Genomic DNA, 7,181 nt, shown 5'->3' with positions numbered 1-7,181 from the left:
AAGGAGCGCCTGGCGCTCCTTTTTTATTGCTAACTGGCTGCAAATTAAGTGTTCAGATACACCTAGCCATAGCAATCATCGATTATTCTTAGGGTTTGTTATAGAATCTCGGCCCATTGCTAGTTAAACGAGACAGTCCCTTGCATCCTAATATCCACATCCCTGAAGCCTTCATTGAGCAAATCCGCCAGATCATGCCAGAGCACCTTAATCTGGATGAGTTTATTGCCTGCTGCAAAACGCCATTACGCCGTAGCATTCGGGTAAATACGCTAAAAATAAGTGTGGAAGATTTTCTGGCCCGGGTCGCGGATAAAGACTGGACATTAACACCGGTACCTTGGTGTGAAACAGGCTTCTGGATTGAGCGAGAAGATGAAGAGACAGTATCTCTAGGCAACACCGCAGAGCACATGGCCGGGCTGTTTTACATCCAGGAAGCCAGCTCGATGATGCCTGTCACTGCTTTGTTAAAAGACAACGATGGGCTTGATTGCGTATTGGACATGGCTTCGGCACCCGGCTCGAAAACAACCCAGATTGCCTGCGCCATGAACAACAAGGGGGCTTTGGTTGCCAACGAGCTCGCTGCAAGCCGTATCAAGGTGCTTCACTCCAACCTGCAGCGTTGCGGCGTGTACAACGCATCACTTACCCACTTCGACGGTTGTGTGTTTGGTGGCTGGGCACCGGAGTCTTTTGATTCTATCCTGCTTGATGCCCCATGTTCAGGCGAGGGCGCGATTCGTAAAGACGATGACGCAATGGAAAACTGGAGCCTTGAGTCAGTCGAAGAAATTGCAGCAGTACAACGCAACCTTATTGTCAGCGCCTTCCAGGCACTAAAGCCTGGTGGTGTGATGGTTTATTCAACCTGCACCCTGAATTTAAGTGAAAACCAACAGGTCTGCCATTATCTAAAAGATACCTTCGGCGATGCAGTACAATTTGAACCGTTAGATACACTATTTGACGGCGCAGACAAAGCGTTGACGGAGGACGGTTTCCTCCACGTCTACCCTCAAATTTTCGACAGCGAAGGCTTCTTTGTAGCCCGGATCCGAAAACTGGATTCCGTTGAATCGCCAAAAGTCAAAAAGCGCATGGGCAAATTCCCGTTTAGCCTTGCCAAGAGCCAAGACCAGCAAGCTATTGCAAAAACGATCAAAGCCGATCTTGATATCACCTTGCCTGAGGACAGCGAGGTATGGCTTCGAGATAAAGAAGTGTGGTTATTCCCGGCAAAACTGCGCAACCTGCTTGGTGAGATTCGTTTCCAGCGCATTGGCATTAAGCTCGCTGAACAGCACAAGAAAGGGTACCGCTGGCAGCATGAAGCCATTATGTCACTGGCCAACGGTGATGAAACGGTCGCCATTGCCCTGACTTCCGAACAAGCGAAAGAATGGTTTATGGGAAGAGATATTCGACCTGAAGACCTATCTGGTAAAGGTGAAGTCATCGTCACATATCGCGACTACCCTATCGGTATTGGCAAATGGGTCGGTAACCGAATCAAGAACGGCCTACCGCGCGAATTAGTCCGCGACAACAATTTATTTGATATCTAACTGGTATTACGCTGCGAGCGATAAAACATCACTTTCAGCACAATATAAATGACATCAATAATATATGGGAGCAGGGTCAGAGGCGAATGACATTCTCAGTGCTTAAACTGGCAAATTGTACTGCTTGAACTACCATTGATAGTGTAATTGATCTCCATTTACTAACCAGTTAGCGCAAGGCTCTCACGAGCCATTCCCCTAAGCCCGAGACAGGAGTCGTTTCGGGCTATTTTTTGCCTTCAATTTGCAATTTTACCGTCAAACCACATTACCAGGCAGACATGTACAGCATTTTGAACGCTATGCTCAGTATGTTGCACAATTTTTTCCAACACTGTCTGAACCCAACACCCTAAAACACACAGCGACGCGAAAACAAAAACCACCATAAAACACGTAAGAAATTGAAATATTTCAATAATTTTTTAGCATTGTTTGCCATTCAAGTTTTTCGAACAACTTGGACGACTTTTTCCGCTATCTTCATCATCGCCCAGTCAATATAGTTAGTCTCAAGCCAACACAAAGCGCAAAGGAAATTACCATGTCAAACGTACTTGTTTTGAAATCAAGCATTCTAGGCGACTATTCTCAGTCAAACGCTTTAATTGATCACTTAATCGCATCATGGGAAACGAAAACGAGCTCTGTTATTGAACGCGATCTAGCAGCCAACCCTTTGCCGGTTCTTGACGGTGAGATTGCTGGTGGCCTTCGCGGTGGTGATAACCTGACTGCTCGTCAAAAAGAAACCCTGGCTCTATCTGATCAGCTGATTGAGGAAGTAAAAGCCAGTGACACGCTAGTTATCGCTGCGCCAATGTATAACTTCACTATTCCAACACAGCTTAAAAACTGGTTTGATTTGATTGCACGTGCCGGTGTGACATTCTCTTACACAGAAACAGGTCCAGTAGGCTTATTAACTGACAAAAAAGTTATTGTTGTTACCACACGTGGTGGTATCCACAAAGACGGTGCAACCGATCTGATGGTTCCATACCTTAAGACGATTCTCGGTTTTGTTGGCCTTACAGATGTTGAGTTCGTTTACGGCGAAGCCCTGGCGATGGGTGACGAATTTGCAACTAAAGCAATCGCTGATGCTAAATCTGAACTAGAGCAATTAACAGCCTAATTAGGCGCACTCCTGAATTTCCACTGTTTTACGACAGGCCACTTCATGGCCTGTCGTTTTTTTATCAGAAAAACGCCAATACTTTTATGCATTTAATGTATATCAGAGATGAAAAGTGATGGAAACGAGCCCACTGGCGGACTGATGCCCGAAAACAGCTTCATGTTCTTTTTCACCTTAACAATATATTGTTGGGTTTCTTTGAAAGGAGGGACTCCCTTATACTTTCTAACCGTACCTTCCCCAGCATTATAGGCAGCCAAAGCTAGTTCAATATTACCGTCATACTTTTCCAACAGACGAGCTATCATCGCGGTACCAACTTTAATATTCTGATCAGGCAAAAATGGGTCTATCTTCCAGTGACGAGAGTTCATATCCATTAACTGCATCAGTCCCTTTGCACCTTTATGGCTTATTGCGTCAGGGTTAAAATTAGATTCGGTTTTGATAATGCCAAATACCAAGTCCGCCGGCACATTATAGTGATGAGAGTAACGCAATACCGTGCGATAAAACTTCGGTTTGCTCTGCACCGAATGATCTGAGAAAAGCGCCTGCCCCCAGTCAACCTCATTAGCCGGACTATCAAATATCAATGACGATGCGGGAGTCTTCTGGTCATCACTAATAAGGTTCAGAAACGTATGATTATCAGGTGAAGCATTCACAGCCTGTGCAGCAAGCATTAAAATTAAGTAAGCGCAATGTCTCATTCTTTACCCATACTGACAGGCATCTAGATACCAGAAAAACAGATCGACTTTAGTGTCCTTTTAGCCGGCCCGAAGTGTAAAACAATCTCCGGGCCCTGCCTAGTAGAACAACAATCGACAGCTTTTATCAGAGGTCAAATTGAAGGTAAATAGTATTGTAATTACTGCCGCCTTTAATCCGCCCAAATTGTGAAGCGCTCTCAAAAATGGCCGAGCGGTGATGCAGGCTGTAACCCAGCCAAACCCTGTCTAATGGTTTATGGTTAAATAAATCACCTAAATTCACATCAAAAGAGAAGTCTAGATAATTGAGCAAGTTGCTTGGTTCATAGCCTTTTCTATCCATCTCACTTTGCTCGATATAGGTAATATCATCGACGTAAGACAAACCTTCTGCGACACCAAAACGCCACTCAACCGGCCACTTAACGGTATAGTAGGCTTTGACTGCGACGACATACTCTTGGGTAGAGCTCTGAACATCAGAGCTCCAATGCCAGACAAACCCTGGGGTCAGGTAAATGTCGAGCGGCAGCCCAAACAGTTCGTCCGTCAGTGGATGTCCGTAGAAGAGTGACGTTAACTTGTTATCGAACTCATCTTTTACACGGTTGCCAGAAAAGATTTCCCCTATATTAGAAGGCGTTGCCCATCCATGTGCCACACGTAAGTATGGAGGGTTACTCAAGGATGACTTTCTTGGTTTGTTAGCATCATTAAAGAACCCGAAGCCCAGATAAACCTCACCCTGCCAATCTAAATTCACAATTTCTGAATCCCGAATGTTGCCATCAAAGTAAGTGGCATGAGCACCACCAAGAAGATAAAGGTTTGATGTGACATGGTAACTTCCTGAAGCACCAAGTTTAAGATCCGCACCGGCATTAATAGACTCGAGCGTCAGGCCATAATAATAACTGTTATAGTCGGACTCTTTCCAAAGTAACGATGCCTCTGGTTTAAAACGCCAATCACCATAACTGTAGATACCGCCAACAGTTGCCTGAGAACTCAGCCTACCGTCAGGATCAGTTAATAGCTCCAATTCGCTATAGAGATTGTCGTCTATCTGATACTTCAACTGGAAACCAATATCACCAGTGTCACCACCGATCTGATTTTGAAATGAAGAAGGTATATCAATGAAATGCATTCGAACTAATGCATTTACCTCCCACTCATCCTGCCGATACAGGCTCACTCCTCCTTCAGTACCGCTTAGAAAGAAGCGATCACCGCTATAGAACATCATCGGCACAAAAGTCGATACCGTTGAGTCTTCAACAACCTGTTCGGTGGCATAGGGGATGGAAGCATTACGCACAACCGCGGCTATACCCCACGTTTGCTCTCCATCCCGTTTTATCCTTAAATCATCAACTGAGATAAATCCATTAGATTTGCTTTCCCTTACAGCGGCTCTCTGCTCATCTTCGCCCTCTGCCAAGGTACCTGCAAAAGCGATCACCGGAAAACAACAAACAACCCCCACCCAATACTTCAACAAACCCTTTCCCCATGATACTTATCATTTTAATCATAATAATTTAGCGTACTTATTCGTATGAAGTACAACTTTTTAATTGTAACTTAAGTGCTTCATCCCTCCTCACAGCAGTTAAAGATAGCTGCAACATGGGTACGATTGGAGTAAGTTCCTATAAAAGTGTCACCATACGAACAACTGATAAAATCATAAACAAATATTTCTGCGAGTAATATCAAATTTGTATTACAAAACAATCTAGCACTCGCATTTTTTTGCGGCGCAATTTTAAATTCATGGTATATATAAACCAGCAATAAGATCTGAAAATTTAATTAACAAACCTAAAAAAGCCAAGGTGATAAATAACAAAACAATCAACAACAAACAACAGCTATCTCAATACACACCTTGTGAATAACTTATAAGGATATTTATTCACACTCTTAAACTCAATCCATAAATATGGAGATATAAGTGTGCAAACAATAAGTACTTGATACTCACTCGCTGTGATTAATCCGTTACTTATCAAACATAACAAATTTAAATCAGTACAAATATAAGAAAGTAAATAAAGACAATATAGTCAATAGCTGACGTGAGCATTATTAATATTTATCCAACTGCATTATTCGCAGCGCTTTTACCTATCCAAAACACAACTCATACAGGAGAATAAAATGAAACTGAATAAAACGAGGTTTCTCATTACCCTCGCGCTATTTTCACATTCCGCAATTGCCGTCGAACACGTTGATGCTTCTCTTTTCAATGAGCGAGTCATCACCTTTGAACAACCCATTGATGTTACTCCTACTGTAGAGTCAGCACAATCAGGCAAATACTTTTCGCTAATGACATTAGATAGCAATAGAGCAATATTTGAGGCTAAGCTAACGTCACTCACAATGGCTAAAGTAAAAATGGCTGATGGCAATATCTATGATCGCATCATATTGCCAGATGGCGGCAGTCCTGCCGAACCGGGAAAACCGAATTTAACTGGTTATCGGCAATTAATCCGTATTCCGGATGGCGCCCAGCTCAATATCGTTGTAGACAATATTGAGTGGTCAGAAACATATACTGATACCATCGTCGACCCTGTTCAATTGCCTTTCCCTGATGTTGTCGAAATGGATGGTACTCGTCCTGATCAAAACATGCCTTTCGTGAAAGATGAAGCAGCTTATGGACTGATCACAGATAGCAAAACACAACCAGTGGATGTAGTCGAAACAGTCCGTGTACGTGGCAAGAGTTACGCTGTTATTTCATATCGACCGATTGAGTTTAGCCCTGTAGAAAAAACTGTCCGCTTCGCGAAAAAGGTCCGCTTTCATGTCAATTACACGCTTCCCGAAAGTAACGGGTCTAAAACTAAGCGTAGTGACAATCTAGGATTTGATGCTCCAACAGACTCGGTTATTGATATTCGAACCAAAGCAGACCAAGCAACGGATCCGGCTTTTGACTCAAGCCAAACCGAATCTGATGCTACGCTAACGCCAGCCCAAAAAGCAGATTACTTAATCATAACCGCAGACCGATTCAAAGACGCAATAGCCCCCCTAGCTGCATGGAAGCGCCAAAAAGGCTACAACGTCCACGTTGCGACGATCACAGAGACAGGTAATACGCAGGAGCAAATAAAGAACTACATAACCAATGCTTACAGCACGGGGACAATGACATCTTACGTCTTGTTCGTAGGCGATCACGAAGATATTCCTGGTTGGGAAATCGTTGGTCACGGCTACCACGGCAAGAACCATAAATGGCATACTGACTTCGAATATACGTTAGTTGATGGTGATGACACGTATCCTGATTTGGTTCTGGGTCGCTTCCCAGGCGATACCGAAGCCCAGATAACCAGTATGGTCGCTCGTACCTTAAGCTACGAAAAAACACCGGTTGATTCGGATCGCTACAATGACATTTTGCTTGCCGGGCAATATCAGGACAACGACGGCAACAGAGTTGCTGATAGGATGTTCATGGAAGATCTACATCGAGTCGCTGACTTCCTGGGCCCTGACTATAACTTCTTTGGTGGACCTGGCGACCTGTTCAATAAAGGCTATCAAATCCATACCGCCCTGCAGTGGGACGCCGATTTATCTAAAGAATTGAAATATGGCGGCTGGGATTACGGTAGCGCCAGAGTCACTCCCCCAAGCCCGGTTCCGCAGGCTTGGAAAAATCAAGGCAATGGTAACCATGTTCAAATATCCGATGCCATTAACCAAGGTGTTGGCCTCGTT

At 44.0% G+C, this 7,181-nt stretch carries 5 protein-coding genes; 3 read left to right on the top strand and 2 right to left on the bottom strand.

The window, feature by feature from the left end; genetic code table 11:
- The first annotated feature begins 140 nt into the window (after positions 1-140).
- Positions 141-1,571 (top strand): 16S rRNA (cytosine(1407)-C(5))-methyltransferase RsmF, encoded by a 1,431-nt coding sequence (gene rsmF / locus MHN01_RS11500; protein ID WP_239411478.1) that lies wholly within the window; start codon positions 141-143, stop codon positions 1,569-1,571.
- Between the two features lie 544 nt (positions 1,572-2,115).
- Positions 2,116-2,709 (top strand): FMN-dependent NADH-azoreductase, encoded by a 594-nt coding sequence (locus MHN01_RS11495; protein WP_239411477.1) that lies wholly within the window; start codon positions 2,116-2,118, stop codon positions 2,707-2,709.
- A 92-nt stretch (positions 2,710-2,801) separates the two neighbouring features.
- Here the strand turns inward: MHN01_RS11495 and MHN01_RS11490 are convergent, their stop codons facing one another.
- Positions 2,802-3,425 carry a lytic transglycosylase domain-containing protein gene (locus MHN01_RS11490; protein WP_239411476.1) on the bottom strand — a complete coding sequence of 208 codons (624 nt, stop codon included), beginning with the start codon at positions 3,423-3,425 and terminating at the stop codon, positions 2,802-2,804.
- Between the two features lie 127 nt (positions 3,426-3,552).
- Positions 3,553-4,932, bottom strand: a complete 1,380-nt coding sequence (locus MHN01_RS11485; protein ID WP_255725166.1) for a MipA/OmpV family protein — start codon at positions 4,930-4,932, stop codon at positions 3,553-3,555.
- Between the two features lie 662 nt (positions 4,933-5,594).
- Between MHN01_RS11485 and MHN01_RS11480 the strand changes: the two genes are divergently transcribed.
- The coding region (locus MHN01_RS11480) for a C25 family cysteine peptidase (RefSeq protein WP_239411475.1) at positions 5,595-7,181 on the top strand (1,587 nt) is incomplete at its 3' end.

This window comes from Photobacterium sp. OFAV2-7, from assembly GCF_022347985.1.
Classification (GTDB): Bacteria; Pseudomonadota; Gammaproteobacteria; order Enterobacterales; family Vibrionaceae; genus Photobacterium.
The sequence above is the reverse complement of the archived record's forward strand: the minus strand, read 5'-3'. Positions and strand labels throughout refer to the sequence as shown.